The organism is Janthinobacterium sp. RA13 (assembly GCF_000745325.1).
Taxonomy (GTDB): domain Bacteria; phylum Pseudomonadota; class Gammaproteobacteria; order Burkholderiales; family Burkholderiaceae_D; genus Janthinobacterium; species Janthinobacterium rivuli.
Genome location: NZ_JQNP01000001.1, coordinates 312821 through 331518, shown reverse-complemented (window position 1 = coordinate 331518; position 18698 = coordinate 312821). Strand labels below are relative to the sequence as shown.

Sequence of the window (18698 nt, the reverse complement as noted above, 5' to 3'; positions counted from 1 at the left end):
TTGCTATTCCACCTGGCGTGCCAGGCGGATGCCCGTAAATTGCCAGCGCGCGCCGGCCGGGAAGAAATTGCGGTAGCTGGCGCGTGCATGGCCGGCCGGCGTGGCGCACGACGAGCCGCGCAGCACATACTGATTCAGCATGAACTTGCCGTTGTATTCACCGAGCGCCCCGGGCGCCGTGCGGTAACCGGGATACGGCGCGTAGCTGCTGCTGGTCCACTGCCAGCAGCAGCCGAACATTTGCCGCAATCCCGTTCCCGGCGCGCCGGCGGCCGGATGCAGCTGGCCCACTTCCACGGCGACGCCTTGCGCCGCCACTTCCCACTCCGCTTCCGTCGGCAGGCGCGCGCCAGCCCAGTGCGCATAGGCGTCCGCTTCGAACAGGGACAGATGCGTGGCCGGCGCCTGCCAGTCCAGCGGACGCAAGCCAAATAGCGTGAATTCCTGCCATTGCCCGGCGTCATCGCGCTGCCAGTACAGCGGGCATGCCAGGTGCTGGCTGCGCACCCAGTCCCAGCCTTCGGCCAGCCACAAATGCGCCGTGCGGTAGCCGCCCGCCTCGATGAAAGCGAGATAATCGCCATTCGTCACCAGCGCGCTGGCCAGTTCGAACGGCGCCACGTATTGCGGATGGCGCGGCAATTCATTGTCAAAGCAAAAACCATCGCCCGCATGGCCGATCTGCGCCAGGCCGCCGTCGAAGGCGAGCCAGGCCGTGGGCTGCGCAGCTTGCGGCGCTGGCGGCGCGGCGTTATCAAGGTAAGCGGGAAACAGGGCGCTCTGCGCCAGCAGGTGCTTGACGTCCGTCAACAGCAACTCCTGGTGCTGCTGCTCGTGTTCGAGGCCCAGCGCCAGCAGCATGGTCAGCCGTTCGCGCTCGCCGCGCGCCAGTTCGCCCGCCAGCAGACGCGCGATGCGCGCATCGACGTTGGCCCGGTAGGCGCGCACGACGTCCATGCCGGGCCGCGTCAGCAATCCCCGCTGGGCGCGCGGGTGCTTTTCGCCCACGCCGTTGTAATAGGAATTGAACAGCACGCGGAAGGCCGGGTGGAATGGCGCGAACGCCGCTTCCATGCTTTCCAGGATAAACGTTTCGAAAAACCAGGTGGTATGCGCGAGGTGCCATTTCACGGGACTGGCGTCCGGCATCGACTGGGCGCCGCAATCCTCGTCGGACAGGGGTTCGGCCAGCAGCAGCGAATGCTGGCGCACTTGATGGTAATGATCGATCAGCATCGTTTCTTTCTTAATCCCTGATAACCCGCGCATAGATCACGGCAAACCACTGCTGCGGGTCCGTCCAGACTTGCACGGTGGAAAAACCCGCCTGTTCCAGCAAGCCGACGAAGGTGGCGCGCGTGTATTTGTAGCTGTCTTCCGTATGGATGCGCTCGCCTTTCGCGAAGCGCCGCTGGCCGCCTTTCCAATGGACAAGCTGTTCGCTGCGCGCTTCCAGGTGCATCTCGACGCGGCGCTCGTCGGCGTTGAAAAAGCCGTGGTGCTGCCAGGCGCGCACGTCGAAGTCGGCGCCGATCAGCCCGTTCACGTGGCGCAGCATGTTCAGGTTGAAGGCGGCCGTGACGCCCAAGGCGTCGTCATAGGCCGCGTCGAGGATGGCATCGTCCTTGATCAGGTCGACGCCGATCAGCAGGCCGCCGTCGCCATCCGCATTCGCGCGCAGGCGGCGCAAAAAGGCGGTTGCTTGCTCTGGCGCAAAATTGCCGATCGACGAGCCGGGATAGAAGAATAATCGCCGCGCCTCGCGCACGCTGTCGGGCAAGTCCAGGCGGCTGGAGAAATCCAGGCCCAGGCCCGTCATTTCGATGTGCGGAAAGCGCTGCTGCAGCCGGCTCAGCGATTCGCTGAGGAAATCGTAAGAAATGTCCACGGCGACGTACTGGGCCGGGTGCAGAAGGGGGAACAGGCTGGCGGCCTTGGCGCAATTGCCCGCGCCCAGGTCGATCAGGGTGCTGCCCGGCCCCACGGCATGGGCGATCTCGGCGCCGTGGCGGGCGAAGATGGCCGCTTCCGTGCGCGTCGGGTAGTACTCGGGCAAGGCGCAGATGGCCTCGAACAGTTTCGAACCGAGCGCGTCGTACAGGTACTTGGGCGACGTCCAGGCATCGCGCGCCAGCAGGCCGCTGCTGATCTCGGCTATCGTGGCAGGAGTGGCGCTGGCCGCTTCTGCGTTGCTGGCGGGATACAAATTAAACTGCTGTGGCGCAAGTGGCATGGTCATGGGCTGGCGTCGTCAATGTTAGGTTCACGAAGGGCTTGCACGGTCAGCCACCGGGCGCGCCGCCCCTGCCGTAGCGGTTTGCGGGCGCCTTGCCGATGACTTTTTTCCATCATAACGGAATCCGCGCAAGCCAGCCGTGCGGCAGGTAACTTAAGGTCAAACCGGCAGTGTGAACACAAAAGTGGTATTGCCAAGCAAAAAGCATAAGCCTGTCGTATACTACACATTGCCGGCCAAACAATCCGCGCCCCTTTGCAGTTCCCAGGCCCCCCTCTCCCCCGCGTGCCTCCCTTTACGATAGCCGTTATTAATCAAGATCACCATGCTCGAATTGCGCCATCTGTCGAAGTCCTATGCCAACGCCCGTCCCGTGCTGGCCAACATTTCCTGCCGTTTCAAGGCCGGGGAATTCATCGCCATCATGGGCGACTCGGGCGTGGGCAAGTCGACACTGCTGAACCTGATCGCCGGCCTCGATACGCCCGACGCGGGTGCCGAAGCGTACCCTATCCTGGTGGACGGCATTGCCATGTCCAGCCTCGATGACGCCGCCGCGACCCGGCTGCGTCGCGCCCGCATGGGCTTTATTTTCCAGGCCTTCCACGTCTTGCCGCACCTGACCCTGCTGCAAAACGTGGCCCTGCCGCTGTTGCTCAACGGATTGCCCCAGGAGCGTGCCGCCAGCATGCTCGAGGCGGTCGGCCTGGGCGGACGCGGCGGCGACTTTCCGCAGCAATTGTCCGGCGGCGAAATGCAGCGCGTGGCCATCGCCCGCGCGCTCGTCCACAAGCCGGCGCTGGTGCTGGCCGACGAGCCCACGGGCAACCTCGACCCGGACACGGCGCACAGCATCCTGCAATTGCTGCGCGCCGAAATCAAGGCCAACGGCAGTTGCGCGATCATGGTCACGCATTCGCTGGCCGCCGCCGAAATGGCGGACCGGATCATGATTTTGACGAAAAGCGGATTACAAAATACAACAATCGTCAACCAAATTGATCAAACAATCAGTTAATTTAACTGACCATCTGTCACAAGTTTTGTTATCGTAGTATTATTTAAAACACTTGCCTGGTTATCAATGTTGTAACGCGAATGGTGTACTACGTCACCCGGACAGCCGTACTGCGATGACGAACTATAGCCGGGACCGCGTAAAGTGGTCTCGTCCCTTGCATAACCTGAAGGAGGAGTAAATGAACGTTCGGCAAAAGAAGCTGGAAATGATTGAAGCGATGAACCGGGCGCGTGCGCTCGAACCATCGAGTTTTGTGCCCAACAAGCTGCTCGATACCCTGATCGAGAAGCTGAACCTGAAAAATGATGCGGAACTGTGCCGTGTACTGGAGGTCCAGCCCCCCATCATCAGCAAGATTCGGCACGGCAAACTGTCGGTCGGTGCAACGATTTTATTGCGCATGCATGAAAAATCGGACATCACCATCCGCGAACTGAAGGAACTGTCCGCCACGCCAGTCCATTGATATACCCGCTGTTGTAATGCCATGCCAGGCACCCAGGTCCCCGGCGCCATGAACTTTTGCCATACAATTCGCGCAGTTCGCCCACCGCACCACAACCGGGCACGATAGCGAAGAGACCCAGCCCAAACCATGCTGACCGTTTCTCTGCCTTCCCGCTCCAGCCCTCCCCGCTTCTCCCCTGCATTTCCACTCAAACTTGATCTGACACAACACGCATTGTCCGCGCAGGCATCAAGGTCAGCTTTTAACCAGCGATCCCAACCGCATGTCCAGCGATCCTCTTGCGCCGCCCGTGCTGCGCCTGACGCTCACGCGCGATCCTCTCGCCCATGCCGGCGACTGCCCCGCCGCGCCCGGCTGGCATGCCGACACCCACGTGCTGTCCGGCGCGCGCGGCATCGGCAGTTGCCGCATCGCCCTCGATATCGGCCCGGACGACGTGGTGCAACTGCTGCTGTGCGACGGCAGTTCGCTGCTCGCTGGCAGCCTGGACCTGCCGCGCTACCTGGGGCCGGCCACATTGCCGCGCGACGGCGCCCCCGCCAGCATCGAAGTGGGGCTGGCCTTGCGCCCGCAGGCGGCGCGCCAGCCGCCCGGCGCCAGCCGCGACGGCCTGGGCACCTGGATGCTGCGCGCCGTGCGCGTGTACCGCTGCGGCGCAGCCGCCATGACGGCCCTGGCGGCGGCGGGCGCCTTCCAGGACCGCCAGCTGGACCAGCGCCTGGGCCTGTACCGCTGCGGCATCGAGGCGGGCAGCATGACGGCCGTCGCCAGCCTGCCCGCCGGGCCGGAACCGGTGCTGCTGCTGTTGCACGGCACGGCCTCGTCGACCCAGCGCAGCTTTGCCGGCCTGTGGCGCAACGGCCTGGCGCCGCAACTGGCGGCGCAATATGGCAACCGCATCTATGGCTATGAGCACCGCAGCCTCAGCGACAGCCCCATCGAGAATGCGCTGACCCTCGTGCGCCAGTTGCCGCACGGCGCCGTGCTGCACCTCCTGAGCCATTCGCGCGGCGGCCTGGTGGGCGAATTGCTGGCGCGCGCGCAGCGCATCGACAGCCGCGGCGCCGTCGACCTGGCCGGCGACGGCCTGGAGCGGCTGAGCGAAAACACGGTGGGCGGCGAAGCGTTCAACAGCCACGATATCGACCACTTCACGGCGCAGGCGCGGCTGGGCGCACGCGCCGGCCACGACGCGGATGCGGCGCGCCTGCGCGCACTGAGCGTGGAACTGAAAACGCGCGCCATCCGCATCGCCCGCTTCGTGCGCGTGGCCTGCCCGGCGCGCGGCACCACCCTGATGTCGGGCCGGCTCGACCGCTGGGCCAGCGTGATGTTCAATCTGCTGCTGCACGGCGGCGTACCCGACGGCGCCATGGCTTTCCTGCTGGCCGTGGTGCGGCAGCGCTGCGACGCGCGCATCCTGCCGGGCCTCGAAGCGATGATGCCCGACTCGCCCCTGGTGGCGCTGCTCAACGCGCCCGACGTGCGCGTGGCCAGCCCGCTGCATGTGCTGGCCGGCGCGTGCAGCGGCGATGGCTTGCTGGGCTGGCTGGGCGACTGCCTCGACGACCAGCTGTACGGCGGGCAGAACGACCTGGTGGTCAATTGCGCCTCGATGGCCGGCGGCGCCACGCGCAGCACGCCGGTACGGCAACTGCTGCTGCGCGGGCCGCACGCGCACCACCTGAACTACTTCGAGCGCGCGCCGTCGGGCCAGGCCGCCGTGCAGGCGCTCACCGGCGACGAGACGGCCTACCTGCCGCTGCCCGGCATCGAACACGGCCCGCTGGCGCGCGGCGGCGAAGTGCCGAAACGGCGCGCGCACGCACCGATCGTGCTGCTGCTGCCCGACATCATGGGCAGCCACCTGCAAGTGGGCAGCAACCGCATCTGGTTCGACCCCGTCAACCTCGTCGAAGGGCGCATCGAACGCCTGGCCGTGGGCCAGCCGCACATCGTCAGCGCCGGCTGGATCGAATCTTGCTACGAACCGTTTGCCCGTTTTCTCGCGCAAAGCCAGGAAGTGCGGCCCTTTACCTATGACTGGCGTCTGTCGCTGCAGCACTCCAGCAACGCCTTCCTGCCCGTGCTCGACGACGCCATGCGCGACGCGGAACAGCGCGGACAAGCGTTGCGCATCGTCGCCCACGGCATGGGCGGGCTGGTGGCGCGCCTGGCCCTGAAGGACCGCTGGCAGCGCTTCGGCGCCCTGCCCGGCAGCCGCTTGCTGCAGGTGGGCACGGCCAACCGCGGCACGCAGGCGATGGTGCAAGTGCTGCTGGGACGCGACCGGCTGGTGCAGATGCTGGCCTGCTGGATAGGCTGGAAGCACACGCGGCGCCAGTTCCTCGGCTTCGTGCGCGCCTTTCCCGGCGTGCTGGACATGCTGCCGTGGCCGCAGGCGGGCGGCATCGACTACTTCGATGCCGAGGCCTGGGCGCGGCTGGCCGCCGGCGATGTTCAAGCGGGCCTGCCCGGCGGCTGGCAGGCGCCCGAAGCCCAGGCGCTGGCCGCCGCGCGCGCCACCGTGGCCCTGCTGGAAGCGGCCCCGCTCGACGCGCGCCATTGCAGCTACCTGGCCGGCTGCGCCGCCACGCCGGTGGCGCTGCGCCTGCGCGACGGCGGCATCGAGACGGCCTGGTCACCGGACGGCGATGGCCGCACGCCCTGGCAAGGTGCGGTGCCGGACGGCGTGGCGGCCTGCTACCTGCCGGTGGCGCACGGCGACCTGCTGCTGCAAAAGGACTACTACCCGGCCATCGCGCAGCTGCTCGACAGCGGCCAGGCCGCCGCCCTGCCGCGCCACCCGCCGCACGCGCCCGGCGGCATACCGCCCCGCTTCCATCCATACGCCCCCGACGCCACGCCGCTGTACCCGCAGCCGCAGGAATTGCTCGACGCGGCCATCGGTGCCGCCGGCCCCGCCAGCGCGCCGGAGAGCCGCGCGCCGCAGCTGAGCCTATCCCTCATCCACGGCAGCATGGCCTCGGCCGACGCGCCCGTCATGAGCGGCTGCTACGCCTCCGAATCGCTGCGCGGCAGCATGAGCTTTCTCGACCGCCTGCTGGCCGGCAAGCTGCAGGAAATCCACGCGCTGGGGCGCTTTCCGCAGCGTCCCGACTCCGCCCTCGTGGTGCTGCAGCCCGACGCGGCGCGCCGGCCCGGCGGCGCCATCGTCATCGGCCTGGGCGCGCTGGGCGAGCTGACGCCGGGTGAACTGGCGCGCGCCTTTGCCGGCGGCCTGCTCGAATACGCGTGCGTCTGCCTGCAGGTGCGCGCCGCCGGCCATGTGGCCGCGCCGCCGATGGGCGAACACGGCTTGCGCGTGGCCAGCCTGTTGTCCGGTTCCGGCTATGGCGGCTTGAGCATCGCCCTGTGCGCGCGCGCCCTGATCGATGGCGCGCGCAGCGCCAACCGGCGTCTGGAAGACGCGGGCATGGCGTGCCGCATCGGCCACATCGCCATCTATGAACAGTCCGAGGCGCGCGCCATCGCCGCCGCCGTGGCCATCGAACAGATCATGGCCGAGGCGCGCTACCAGGGCAGCTTCACGTTCGAGCGGCGCATCCGCCACAGCCCGGGCGGCTACCGGCGCATCCTGCCCAGCCTGAGCGGCGACAATGGCTGGCGCCGCGTGCAGATCGTCGCCGCCGACCTTTCCGGCGCCCTGCGCTTCACCGTGCTGACGGACCGCGCGCACAACAGCGTCGACGAAGAGCCGAACCAGCGGCAAGCCGTCGATGGCCTGATCATGGACGCCACCGACAACACCACCGACCAGCCGGGCCTGTCGCGCGCCCTGTACGAACTGATGCTGCCGAATGGCCTGAAGGCTGCCATCCCCGAGATGCGCGGCCTGATCCTGGCAGTCGACCAGAGCGCCGCCATCTATCCGTGGGAGCTGATGCGCGACGAGGCGGGCAGCGAGGAAAGCCCCCTGTCGACGCGCATCGGCATGGTGCGCCAGCTAGCCAGCCTGCGCGAGCAGCCGCCCGCCGTCAGCCCGCCCAGCAACAGCGTGCTGGTGATCGGCGACACCGATTCCGGCCTGCCCGAGCTGCCCGGCGCGCAAGCCGAGGCGCAGGACGTGGCGCGCATGTTCGGCGCGTACGGCTACCAGGTGCGCGAGCTGCTGCGCCCGCAGGCGCAGCGCGTGCTGGTGCACCTGTTCGACGAGCGCTATTTCGCCATCCACCTGGCCGGCCACGGCGAAGTGGCCGGCCCCGGCATCGCCCATACGGGCCTGGTGCTGGGACCGAAGACGCGGCTGACGGCGGCGCAGGTGGGTAAATTGAAGCGCGTGCCGCAATTCGTCTTCATCAATTGCTGCCACTTGGGCGACATGCGCCCGGACGCCATCGCACCGTGGTCGAAACTGGCCGCCAGCCTGGCCACGGCCTTCATCGAAATGGGCTCGCAGGCGGTGATCGCGGCTGGCTGGCGCATCGACGACCAGGCGGCCAGCATCTTCGCGCACAGCTTTTATCACGCCATGCTGAGCGGCGAATACTTCGGCGACGCCGTGCGCCTGGCGCGCGAAGCGGCCTACCTGCAGTTCCCTGCCTCGAACACCTGGGGCGCCTACCAGGCGTATGGCGACGACCGCTACCGCTTTCCGAATACCCAGAGCCGCCCCTGGCAAGCGCCCGACTACCACTACCACGGCCACTTGCTGGCCGACCTGGAAACCCTGCACGCGCGCCTGGCGGGCGCCGATCCTGCGCGCCGCGCGGCCATCGAGGAAAAGCTGGGCAGCATCGAGGAAGCCGTGCGCGCGCGCTTCTTCGGCTGCGCCGACATCCGCGAAAACATGGCCGCCGCGCGCGCCGGCCTCGGTGGCCTGGAGAACACCCTGCGCGCCATCGAACACTATCGGGCGGCGCACAGCGCGGCCGACGGCAAGGTGGGCTTGCGCGCGCTGGCGCACTGGGCGGAACTGGAGATACGCCAGGGCGCTGCCCTGTGCGGGCTTGATGCGGGCGCCGGCATCGAGGTGCCGGCCGTGCCCGATATGGCGCAGGGACGCCAGTTGCTGCAGGATGGAAAACAGCATATAGACCTGCTGGTGGCGCTGGCGCCCACGGCGCAGCGTCTGGCCCTGCTGGGACGCTACTGGGCCTTGCAGGCGCGCCTGGCCTGCACCGAAGGAAGCTCCGGCGCGCCGGCACTGCGCGCCATGACGGATGCCTGCCTGGCCGCGCTGGAAGAAGCGCGGCGGCGCAGCGGCGTGGCCGACTGCGACCTGATTTTCCAGGTGCTGGCGGGCGCCCTGCTGCTGAAAGCCCATGGCGACGGCGGCGCCTGGCGCGCGCTCGATCCGCAGCTGGGCGACTTGCTGCACGACGCCATCGCCTATGCGCGCCAGCGCCACGCGGACGAACACCGCGCCATCGACGCCGGCGCTCCCGTGCGCGCCGCCCTGCTGGCGGCCCTGTGGCAGGTGCCGGACGGCCAGCCTTTCGACGCGCCCGCGCGCGCCGCCTTCCTGGCCCTGTACCACGACGCCGTGCGGCGCCACGGCAGTATCGGCGAACCCGAAACGATCACGGCGCCGCTGCGCTTCCTGCTTGAACTGCTGCCGCCCGACAGCGCGGACACCGGCTTGCGCAGCGCCGTGCAGGCGCTGGCCAGCCAGCTGCAGGCCTCACTTCCCGGCGTCGGCCTTAGCCAGGCACCACGCCATAATGGCGCGCATAGCGCTCGTCCAGATTCGCCAGCGGCATCATCATGAACATGTCAGCGCTTTCGAAATCAGGGTCCCAGGCCGGTTCGCCGCAAATCCAGGCGCCCGAACGCAGGTAACCCTTGATCAGCGGCGGCACCTGCGGCTTGTGCGCCGCTTCCACCTGGTGGATGGGGAACGGCAGGTGCGGCGTGACGCGGTATTCGCTTGGCGCCATGTGCTTCTCGGCCAGCGCCTGGTACACGGCGACGGCGTTATGCCCGCCATCGGCCAGGCTGATGCTGGCGCAGCCGACCAGGTAGTCGCAGCGCTCGCGGCGCATGTACTCGGCCAGGCCCGACCACAGCAGCATGATCACGCTGCCGCCCCGGTATTTCGGGTGGATGCAGGCGCGGCCCGCTTCGACCATGCGTCCGCGCAGGTTCTTCAGGCGGCTCAAGTCGAACTCGTTTTCGGAATACAGCCGGCCGATCTTGGCCGCCTTGGCCGCGCTCAGCACGCGGTAGGTGCCCACCACTTTCAGGGTATCGGCATCGCGCACGATCAGGTGATCGCAGTGCGCGTCGAATTCATCGCTGTCGAGGCCATCGGCGTTGGCCAGCGACGTCAGGCCCATGGTTTCGATAAACACCTTGTAGCGCAAACGCTGGACTTCGCGCACTTCCGCCGCGGTAGTGGCCTGGCTCAGCACCAGTTGGACCGGACGGGCCTTGGCTTCGTTTGATGCGATTATGTTCTGCATGGTTTCATCCCTGTGATCAAGACGACTCCAGCGTACTTGTCTAATATGTCAGGAAAATGACAGCCGAATGTCATTTCCGTGACGCAAGTCAATGTCATTCGGGGATCGTGCATAATTACCACACTCGCCCAGCCCAAAGAGCCCATGAAAGACACCGACGCCGTCCACATCACGCCCTACACCAAGCCCGCCGCCGGCTGGGACGCCTTGAAACACGTGGCCATCAGCCTGCGCCAGGAGCGCGTCGCGCCCGAGAACCTGAAGGCGCTGCTGGCGCAAAACCAGCCCGACGGTTTTGACTGTCCCGGCTGCGCCTGGCCCGACCGCAACCACGCTTCCACGTTTGCCTTTTGCGAAAACGGCGCCAAGGCCGTCGCCGCCGAAGCGACCAGCCGCCGCGCCGGCCCGGAGCTGTTCGCCAGCCATACCGTCACGCAGTTGCTGGAGCAGTCGGACTACGCGCTCGAGCAGCACGGCCGTTTGACGGAACCGATGGTGTACGACACTGCCAGCGACCGCTACGTGCCGATTTCCTGGGATAACGCCTATGCCCTCGTGGGGCGCCACCTGCGCGCCCTGCCCGACCCGAACCAGGCTGCGTTTTATACGTCGGGCCGCGCCAGCAACGAAGCCGCCTTTCTGTACCAGCTGATGGCGCGCCTGTACGGCACCAATAACTTCCCCGACTGCTCCAACCTGTGCCACGAGGCGACCAGCCGCGGCTTGCCGGCCACTGTCGGCATCGGCAAGGGTACGGTGACCCTGGCCGACTTCGAACTGGCCGACACCATCCTCATCTTCGGCCAGAATCCCGCCACCAACCACCCGCGCATGCTGGGCGAACTGCGCGACTGCGCGCGCCGCGGCGGCAGCATCGTCTCCATCAATCCCCTGCGCGAGCGGGGCTTGCAGCGCTTCATGGACCCGCAAAGCGCGCTGGAAATGGCGACCCTGGGCAGCACGCGCCTGGCCGGGCTGTTCGTCCAGCCGACGCTGGGCGGCGACTTCGCCCTGATCAAGGCCGTCGCCAAGAGGGTCGTCGAGCATGACGACGCGGCGCAGGCGGCAGGCAGGCCCGCCGTCATCGACCACGCCTTCATCGCGGAACACTGCAGCGGCTTCGACGCCTTCCGCGACGACTTGCGCGCAGAGAATTGGCAATTGCTCGTGGCAGAATCGGGCGTGGCGCGCGCGCAGATCGAGGCGCTGACGGACATTTTTATTCATGGCCAGCGCATCATCGCCACCTGGGGCATGGGACTGACGCAGCACAAGCACAGCGTGGCGGCCATCCGCATGCTGTCGAACCTGATGATGCTGCGCGGGCAGATCGGCAAGCCGGGCGCCGGGCTATGTCCCGTGCGCGGCCACTCCAACGTGCAGGGTGACCGCACGGTGGGCATCGAGGAAAAGCCGACGGCGGCCTTCCTCGACCGCCTGGGCCAGGTGTATGGTTTCGCGCCGCCGCGCGCACACGGCCACGATGTGGTGGCCAGCATCGAAGCCATGCAGCGCGGCGACGTCAAGGTATTCATCGCGCTGGGCGGTAATTTCGCCGCCGCCACGCCCGATACGCCGCTGACCTTTGCCGCCCTGCGCCAGTGCGCGCTGACGGTGCAGGTGGCCACCAAGCTCAATCGCAGCCACCTGGTCATCGGCAAGGAAGCCCTGCTGCTGCCCACCTTGGGGCGCACGGAAATCGACCTGCAGCACGGCGTGGCGCAGGGCATGACGGTGGAAGACTCGATGAGCATGGTGCATATCTCGTACGGCCGCAATGCGCCCGCTTCGCCGCAGCTGCGCTCGGAAGTGGCCATCGTGGCCGGCATGGCCGAAGCGACCGTGGGGAGCAGCCTGGTGGACTGGCGCGCGTATGCGGCAGACTATGCGCGTATCCGCGACGATATCGAAAAGGTATTCGACGATTTTTACGACTACAACGCCAGGGTGGCGCAGCCGGGCGGCTTTCATCTGACGGTGGCGTCGCGCGAACGCGTGTGGAAGACGGCCAGCGGCAAGGCCAGCTTCCTCGTCGCCCCGCTGCCGCTGGACACGCCGCTGCACCGCGCTAGAGCGCGCCACGGCGAACGCCTGATGGTGTTGATGAGCACGCGCTCGCACGACCAGTACAACACCACCATCTACGGCATGGATGACCGCTACCGCGGCGTGTACGGCACGCGCAAGGTGGTCTTCGCCAACGCGGAAGATATCGCCATGCTGGGCTTTGCCGATGGCGAGCTGGTGGACCTGATCGGCGCCTGGGACGATGGCGTGACGCGCCGCGCCGATGGCTTCCGGCTCGTGGCATACGATATCCCGCGCGGCTGCCTGGGCGCGTACTACCCCGAGACGAACGCGCTGGTGCCGCTGGCCAGCACGGCCGACGGCGCCGGCACGCCGACGTCGAAATCCGTGCCCGTGCTGCTGCAACGCAGTGAAGTTAAAGCGTGATGCCTGGCGTGTAATCGACGTAGGCATCCTGGCGGCAAAAGCCCACCAGCTTCATGCCCGCCTGCGTGGCGATGGAAATGGCCAACGAACTGGGGGCGGAAATCGTCGCCAACAACGGAATCTGCATGCGCGCCGCCTTGCGCGCCAGCTCGTAGCTACCGCGGCTGGACAGGAAGACGAAGCCGCGCCGCATGTCGATATCGTGCAGCGCAAGGTGGCCAATCAGTTTATCGAGACCGTTATGGCGGCCGACATCCTCGAACACGTGCACGATATCGCCGTCGGGCGTGCACCACGCAGCCGCGTGCACGCCGCCCGTTTCCCGCATCAGCGCCTGGTGCTCGCGCAGGCCGCTTGATGCGCGCGCCAATGCGGCCGGCAGGTCGACGCGGATCAGGGACGGCGGCAGCGCTTGCGGCTGCAAGTCGAGCATGTCGATGCTGTCGATGCCGCACACGCCGCAGCCCGTGCGGCCCGTCAGCTGGCGGCGCCGGTCCTTCAGGCGCACGAAGTCTTCCTGGGCGATACTCAACGCCACTTCGGCCGAATCTGCGCGCAGGAACACTTCGCAGTCAAAGATGGCATCTGCGGAAGCGACCACGCCTTCCGTCAGCGCGAAGCCATAGGCAAATGCCTCCAGGTCGCGCGGTGTGGCCATCATGACGACGTGGGAAATGCCATTGAAAACCAGCGCGACGGGGATTTCCTCGGCGACGTGGTCGATGGCTGGGGTAGAGACGCCCGCCTGGTGGCGGACGATGGCGCGCTCGACGAAGCCGGCGCGTTCGATATCTGTATCTTCTGACATGGCAACCATGGGGGAACTATCACAGGCCCCATGGTAAACCAGAACGGCCAGGCAGGGGTGCGGCCCCTGCCCGCGCCATCAATCCTTCTTCGGACGGCCCGTTTTCAGCTGCGGCAAGCCGGCCAGCACGTTTTGCAGGGTGGCCAGGTCGATCTGGCTGATCAGCGCCACGCCGATGCGCAGCAATTCGCTTTTCTTGATTTCGAAACCGGCCTTCAGGCAAGCTTTTTTCACCTGGCCCAGGACTTCGTATTCCGCTTCCGGCATGGTGAAGCTGTCGCGCACGAGTTTCGGCTTGCGGGCTTTTTCCTTGACGGCGGCGACCTTGGCGACCGGCGCTTTTTTCGCCGGCACAGGCTTGGCAGCCGCTTTGGCCACCGGTTTCGCTGGCGGTTTCGCTACCGGTTTGACGGCGGCTTTCGCTGCAGGCTTGGCGGCGGGCTTCGCGGCAACCTTGGCCGCTGGCTTGGCAACGGCTTTGGCGACGACGGCCTTGGCCGCCGGCTTGGCGGCGGGCGCCTTGGCTGCGGCAGCTTTCGCTGCTATTGGTTTCGCTGCTACTGGTTTCGCCGCCACAGGCTTGGCGGCGACAGGCTTGACTGCGGCCGGTTTGGCGGCCACCGGCTTGGCCGCAGGCTTCACGGCTGGCTTGGCTGCAGGCTTGGCGGCTGGCGCGGCCTTGGCCGCTGCCGCATTGATCGAAGCGCTGGTGGGAAACATCGATACGGGTGCGCTGTCGGCTTTTTTCGCTGGGACGGTTTTGGTCATGGATTTTCCAATCTAGTAAATAATATAAACAATATATACTGTTTTTAAAAATATTGCTTGCTGCACATCAAGCCATGCGCACGGCATGGCGCAATGACCCACTATGCGCTGGCGCGGATGGTGAAATCGACCCCAACCTCATCCCAGAATTCCTGCTCCTTCTCGATCCAGAACGACACGGTGGGATGGTGCGCCACCCAGCCGCGCTTGATGTCGAGCTCAATGCGGTTCTTCATGCGCAGGCGCAGTTCGCTGAAATCGGCTTCGATGCGCGCATGCATGAGCAGAATCGACAGGCGCAAGGCCAGCACGGCCTTGGCAAAATCGGGATCGGACAGCACTTCGCCGATCTTGCGCAAGTTGCCCTTCTGCGCCAGGATCAGCCGGCTCATGGTCTTCTGTTCGCGCGTGGTAAAACCGGGCAAGTCGGCGTTTTCCACGATGTAGGAGGCATGCTTGTGGTAGCCCGTCTGCGACACGGCCAAGCCCACTTCGTGCAGCAGGCTGCTCCAGCGCAGGGATTTCACCAGGGCGTCGGAGGTGGGCTTGAGCTGCGCGTACATGGCCAGCGCCTGCTCGGCCACCCGGCCGGCGCGCTGCTGGTCGATATGGAATTTCTCCATGCAGCCCTGCACCGATTGTTCGCGGCGGTCACGCTTGGTCGAACGCAGGTACAAATCCCACATCACGCCCATGCGCAAGCCCGCTTCGATCGGCGTCATGGCGGGAATGGCCAGTTCGCGGAACAGGCCGATCAAGATGGCCAGGCCGCCAACGATGGTGCTGGCGCGGTCGGGACGCAAACCGGGCATGTCGATGCGGCTGGTGTGACCGAGTTCGATGAAGCGGCGCGCCAGCGCGTCGAGGCTGACGCTCGTGAGCAAGCCATCACCGAGCTTGTTGCGGGCGATGATGTCGGCGATGGTGCGGATGGTGCCGGAAGAGCCGTAAGCCGTCTTCCAGTGCTGCGGATGATACGGCGGCGCCGCATCCTCGAAGTGGCTGCGCGCCGACAAAATGGCCGCCTCGAACGACGGCGCGTCGATGCGTCCGCCGATGAAGAACGACAGGCTTTGCTTGACGGTGCCCAGGCTGAACGACTCCACCCGCTCGATATCGTTGCCGCGCCCCAGTATCAGTTCGGTCGAGCCGCCGCCGATGTCCATCACCAGCCGGCGTTCGCCGGGTATGGCCAGCGCATTGGCCACGCCCATGTAGATCAGGCGCCCCTCTTCCTCGCCCGAGATGATCTCGATCGGATGGCCGATGGCTTGCTCGGCCAGCGGCAGGAAGACGGCGCCGTTGCGCGCCACGCGCATGGCCGACGTGGCCACCACGCGCACGGCATCGAGCTCAAAGCCGGCGAGGATGGCGCGAAAGTGCTGCAAACAAGCCAGCGCGCCCTGCATGGCCGCTTCGGTCAGGTCGCCATTGGCGTCCAGACCGGCGGCCAGGCGTATCGGGTCGCGCACGCTCTTGACCACGCGGATCGTGTCGCCATCATGCTTGCCGACGTGTAAACGAAAACTGTTGGACCCCAGGTCCACCGCTGCATACATACTGGCCTCTTGTCTTGTCATTGCAATGCCAACTGAAAAAGTTGGCAAACTCAGTTGCTAAACTATATAAATCATTTAAACGATTTAAAAATCCTACCACACTACCCCCATCGTATGACAGCGGCGTGACAGGATTGTGACAAGAAGTCGCGCAGCGGCGACGTTTACGGCACGATGGTGGTGAATAAATAAACCGCAAAAATCACCAGGTGCACCGTGCCCTGCATGACCGTGGTGCGTCCCGTGCCCAGCGACAGGGTGGCCACCATCAACGACAGCAGCAACAGCACCGTCGACTTGATGTCGAGTCCCAGCGTGATCGTCAGGCCCGTGGCCAGCGACACCACCACCACGGCGGGTATCGTCAGGCCGATGCTGGCCAGCGCGGAACCGAGCGCCAGGTTCAGGCTCGTTTGCAAACGGTTCGCACGCGCGGCGCGCACGGCGGCCAGGCCTTCGGGCAGCAGCACGATGGCGGCGATGACGATGCCGACCAGGGTTTTCGGCGCGCCCATGGCGGCAATCGCCGTCTCCAGCGCGGGCGCCAGCGACTTGGCCAGCAGCACCACTGCGCCCAGGCACACGAGCAGCGCGCCGGCGCTGACCCAGGCGACCGTGGGCGTGGGCGGCGCCGCATGCACCTCTTCATCACCGACGGCTTCCTTGGGCAGGAAGTAATCGCGGTGGCGCACCGTCTGCACCAGCACGAAGGTGCCATACAGGACCAGCGAGATCACGGCGATGAAAATCAGCTGGCTGGAATTGTAGAAAGGACCGGCGGCGCTCGAGGTGTAGTTCGGCAGCACCAGGGTCAGAACGGCAATCGCCGCCAGGGTGGCCAGCGACGCGCTCACGCCCAGCAGGCCGAAGGTTTGCTCGCGATGGCGCCCGGCGCCCAGCAACAGGCAGATGCCGACGATGCCGTTCAAAATGATCATGATGGCGGCAAACACGGTGTCGCGCGCCAGGCCCGTCGTTTCCGGTCCGCCGGCCAGCATCAGCGAGACGATCAGCGCCACCTCGATCAGGGTCACGGCCAGCGCCAGCACCAAGGTGCCATACGGTTCGCCGATGCGATGGGCCACCACTTCCGCGTGGTACACGGCGGCCAGCACGCTGCCGATCAGGCCAGCCACCAGCAGTATCTGGTAGGCGCCGCCAAGATTGAAGGTGGAACCGAACAGGAACAGCCAACCGGCAATCGGGGCGGCAAGCGGCCATACAGGCAGGGATTTGAGCATTTTCATTATGGGCCTGGCAAGAGTAAAAAAGGGGAACTGCGGTGCGAACGGCAAAGGACAGCCTGGCGTGCATGCCATAGCATAACTTGCCTAGCTTAAATGAAAGTTAGGGAATGCACATGCTCGGGTGCCGGCGCCCCGCGCCGCGCTCACCTTTCAATCACCTTGCTGCAGTGCACCTGCTTGCTATCAGTAACTATAGTCCCTTTGGTAACATGCCGTTGCAATTTTCTTGTGTTTTTGCTTCCGGCTGGCGTCATAATGCAGAGCCAGCCCTCGCGGCACCGACCAAGGACAGACCATGATTTCAATAAACAGCACAGCCATGCGCACGCTCATCTTCGCCAGCAGCTTGCTGTGCGCCGCCGCTCATGCGGACACGCCGCCAGCGCCCGAAGCGCAGGTTGACGCGAACTGGGCCACTCCGCCCGCGCCTGCCGCGGAGTCACGCTGGCAAGACAGCCTGCCGCCCGCGCCACCCGTGGCGCCACGCGAAGAAAAGATACTGCCCAAGAGCGAATGGCTGACCGTCGAGCCGATGAAGGCGCCTGACCGGCGCTGCGATCCGGGCCTCGATGCCCTGTTCCTGCCCAAGGAATGCGGCAAGGAACCGAGCTGGCTGGGCTCGCGCAAGAAATAATCCGATTTAAATATGGCTCTGTCATCGGCAAGTAGGGAAATGTCGGAATCTTCCTGTGGCCGTGCTGTCTGACTCTGCATACTCACCTCACAGGGAGCAGAAGATCATGCTGCCAGCCGAATGGATCAGTTTTATCGCGCAGTTTGCTCATTTGAGCCAGCGCCAGCGGCAGGCGGGCATTGCCCTGCTGCGAGGTAACTCTCCACACGACGCGACCGTCGCGCTGCTGGAAAGTGTGGCGCAGTTGCGATTGGCCTGTCCCGCCTGCCACTCGGTGCACTTGCACCGGCACGGCCATGCGCACGGCCTGCAGCGCTACCGCTGCGTGCCCTGCGGTCGCACCTTCAATGCACTCACCGGCACGCCGTTGGCCCGCTTGCGCCATAAAACCTTGTGGCTCGACTACACCGATTGCCTGCTGGCATCGGATTCCGTGCGCAAGGCGGCGTTACAGCTGGGCGTACACCGCAACACGACGTTCCGCTGGCGCCACCGGTTTTTGTCGTTGGCAAAGACGGACAGACCGCATGGTCTGCACGGCATCGCCGAAGCCGACGAGTTATATCTGCTGGAATCGGAAAAGGGATCCAGAAACATGACGCGTCCAGCGCGCCACCGGGGCGGCCATGCCCACAAGCGCGGCATTTCCAATGAACAGGTCTGCATCCTGGTGGCACGCGACCGCACGGGGCAGACGCTCGATTTTGTCACGGGAAAAGGGGCGTTGACGAAAGCGCAGCTGCATCATTGCTTGTTGCCTGTCATCGACAAGGACGTGCTGCTGGTGACCGATGGCCATGCCGCCTACCGGGCCTTTGCGAGGGAAGCGGGCATCAGCCACCAGGCCGTCAACTTGCGCGCCGGCATCCGCGTGCAGGGCGCCGCCCATGTGCAGAACGTCAATGCCTATCACAGCCGTTTGCGGCAATGGCTGGGTCCGTTTCATGGCGTGGCGACGCGCTACCTGCCGAACTACCTGGGCTGGCGCTGGATCCTCGACGCCAGGCGCATCCGTTCACCGGAAACGTTATTGAAAGTAACGCTGGGCGCATTCCCACATTTGACGGTGACATAGCC

13 protein-coding genes are annotated in these 18698 nt (G+C 65.8%); 6 read left to right on the top strand and 7 right to left on the bottom strand.

The features are described from left to right. Positions 1 to 3: 3 nt before the first annotated feature. Positions 4 to 1236, bottom strand: coding sequence for an ergothioneine biosynthesis protein EgtB (gene egtB / locus FG13_RS01470; protein ID WP_035817751.1), 1233 nt, complete (start codon positions 1234 to 1236; stop codon positions 4 to 6). A 10-nt stretch (positions 1237 to 1246) separates the two neighbouring features. Continuing rightward, positions 1247 to 2239, bottom strand: a complete 993-nt coding sequence (gene egtD, locus FG13_RS01465; protein WP_081922365.1) for an L-histidine N(alpha)-methyltransferase — start codon at positions 2237 to 2239, stop codon at positions 1247 to 1249. A 322-nt stretch (positions 2240 to 2561) separates the two neighbouring features. Here egtD and FG13_RS01460 point away from each other — a divergent pair, with 322 nt between their 5' ends. The 3 genes from FG13_RS01460 (at position 2562) to FG13_RS01450 (ending at position 9457) form a co-directional block, all read left to right on the top strand. Continuing rightward, entirely contained in the window at positions 2562 to 3254 is a 693-nt protein-coding gene (locus FG13_RS01460) for an ABC transporter ATP-binding protein (RefSeq protein ID WP_035817749.1), read from the top strand. A gap of 181 nt (positions 3255 to 3435) precedes the next feature. After that, positions 3436 to 3723, top strand: coding sequence for a hypothetical protein (locus FG13_RS01455; protein WP_034757399.1), 288 nt, complete (start codon positions 3436 to 3438; stop codon positions 3721 to 3723). Between the two features lie 265 nt (positions 3724 to 3988). Beyond that, positions 3989 to 9457: a CHAT domain-containing protein gene (locus tag FG13_RS01450; RefSeq protein WP_035817747.1), complete on the top strand. Its 5469-nt coding sequence runs from the start codon at positions 3989 to 3991 to the stop codon at positions 9455 to 9457. Here the strand turns inward: FG13_RS01450 and FG13_RS01445 are convergent. Next, on the bottom strand, positions 9390 to 10151 hold the full coding sequence (locus tag FG13_RS01445; RefSeq protein WP_034786047.1) for a GNAT family N-acetyltransferase: 762 nt from the start codon (positions 10149 to 10151) through the stop codon (positions 9390 to 9392). The genes FG13_RS01450 and FG13_RS01445 overlap by 68 nt on opposite strands. Before the next feature lie 144 nt (positions 10152 to 10295). Here FG13_RS01445 and FG13_RS01440 point away from each other — a divergent pair, with 144 nt between their 5' ends. Further along, positions 10296 to 12605: an FdhF/YdeP family oxidoreductase gene (locus tag FG13_RS01440; protein ID WP_035817743.1), complete on the top strand. Its 2310-nt coding sequence runs from the start codon at positions 10296 to 10298 to the stop codon at positions 12603 to 12605. Here FG13_RS01440 and fdhD read toward each other — a convergent pair. From fdhD to FG13_RS01420, 4 genes are all read right to left on the bottom strand, one after another. Beyond that, complete coding sequence (fdhD, locus tag FG13_RS01435; RefSeq protein ID WP_081922364.1) at positions 12595 to 13422, bottom strand: formate dehydrogenase accessory sulfurtransferase FdhD; 828 nt, start codon at positions 13420 to 13422, stop codon at positions 12595 to 12597. The genes FG13_RS01440 and fdhD overlap by 11 nt on opposite strands. A gap of 69 nt (positions 13423 to 13491) precedes the next feature. Further along, positions 13492 to 14181, bottom strand: coding sequence for a hypothetical protein (locus tag FG13_RS01430; protein ID WP_099379595.1), 690 nt, complete (start codon positions 14179 to 14181; stop codon positions 13492 to 13494). A gap of 101 nt (positions 14182 to 14282) precedes the next feature. After that, complete coding sequence (locus FG13_RS01425) at positions 14283 to 15740, bottom strand: Ppx/GppA phosphatase family protein (protein ID WP_035817742.1); 1458 nt, start codon at positions 15738 to 15740, stop codon at positions 14283 to 14285. A 164-nt stretch (positions 15741 to 15904) separates the two neighbouring features. Beyond that, on the bottom strand, positions 15905 to 16987 hold the full coding sequence (locus FG13_RS01420; RefSeq protein WP_035817739.1) for a calcium:proton antiporter: 1083 nt from the start codon (positions 16985 to 16987) through the stop codon (positions 15905 to 15907). A gap of 295 nt (positions 16988 to 17282) precedes the next feature. Between FG13_RS01420 and FG13_RS01415 the strand changes: the two genes are divergently transcribed. Both FG13_RS01415 and FG13_RS01410 read left to right on the top strand, forming a co-directional pair. Further along, positions 17283 to 17621: a hypothetical protein gene (locus tag FG13_RS01415; protein ID WP_152598643.1), complete on the top strand. Its 339-nt coding sequence runs from the start codon at positions 17283 to 17285 to the stop codon at positions 17619 to 17621. Between the two features lie 106 nt (positions 17622 to 17727). Next, a complete protein-coding gene (locus FG13_RS01410) occupies positions 17728 to 18696 on the top strand; it encodes an IS1595 family transposase (protein ID WP_035817735.1) in 969 nt (322 codons plus the stop codon). Positions 18697 to 18698: the final 2 nt, after the last annotated feature.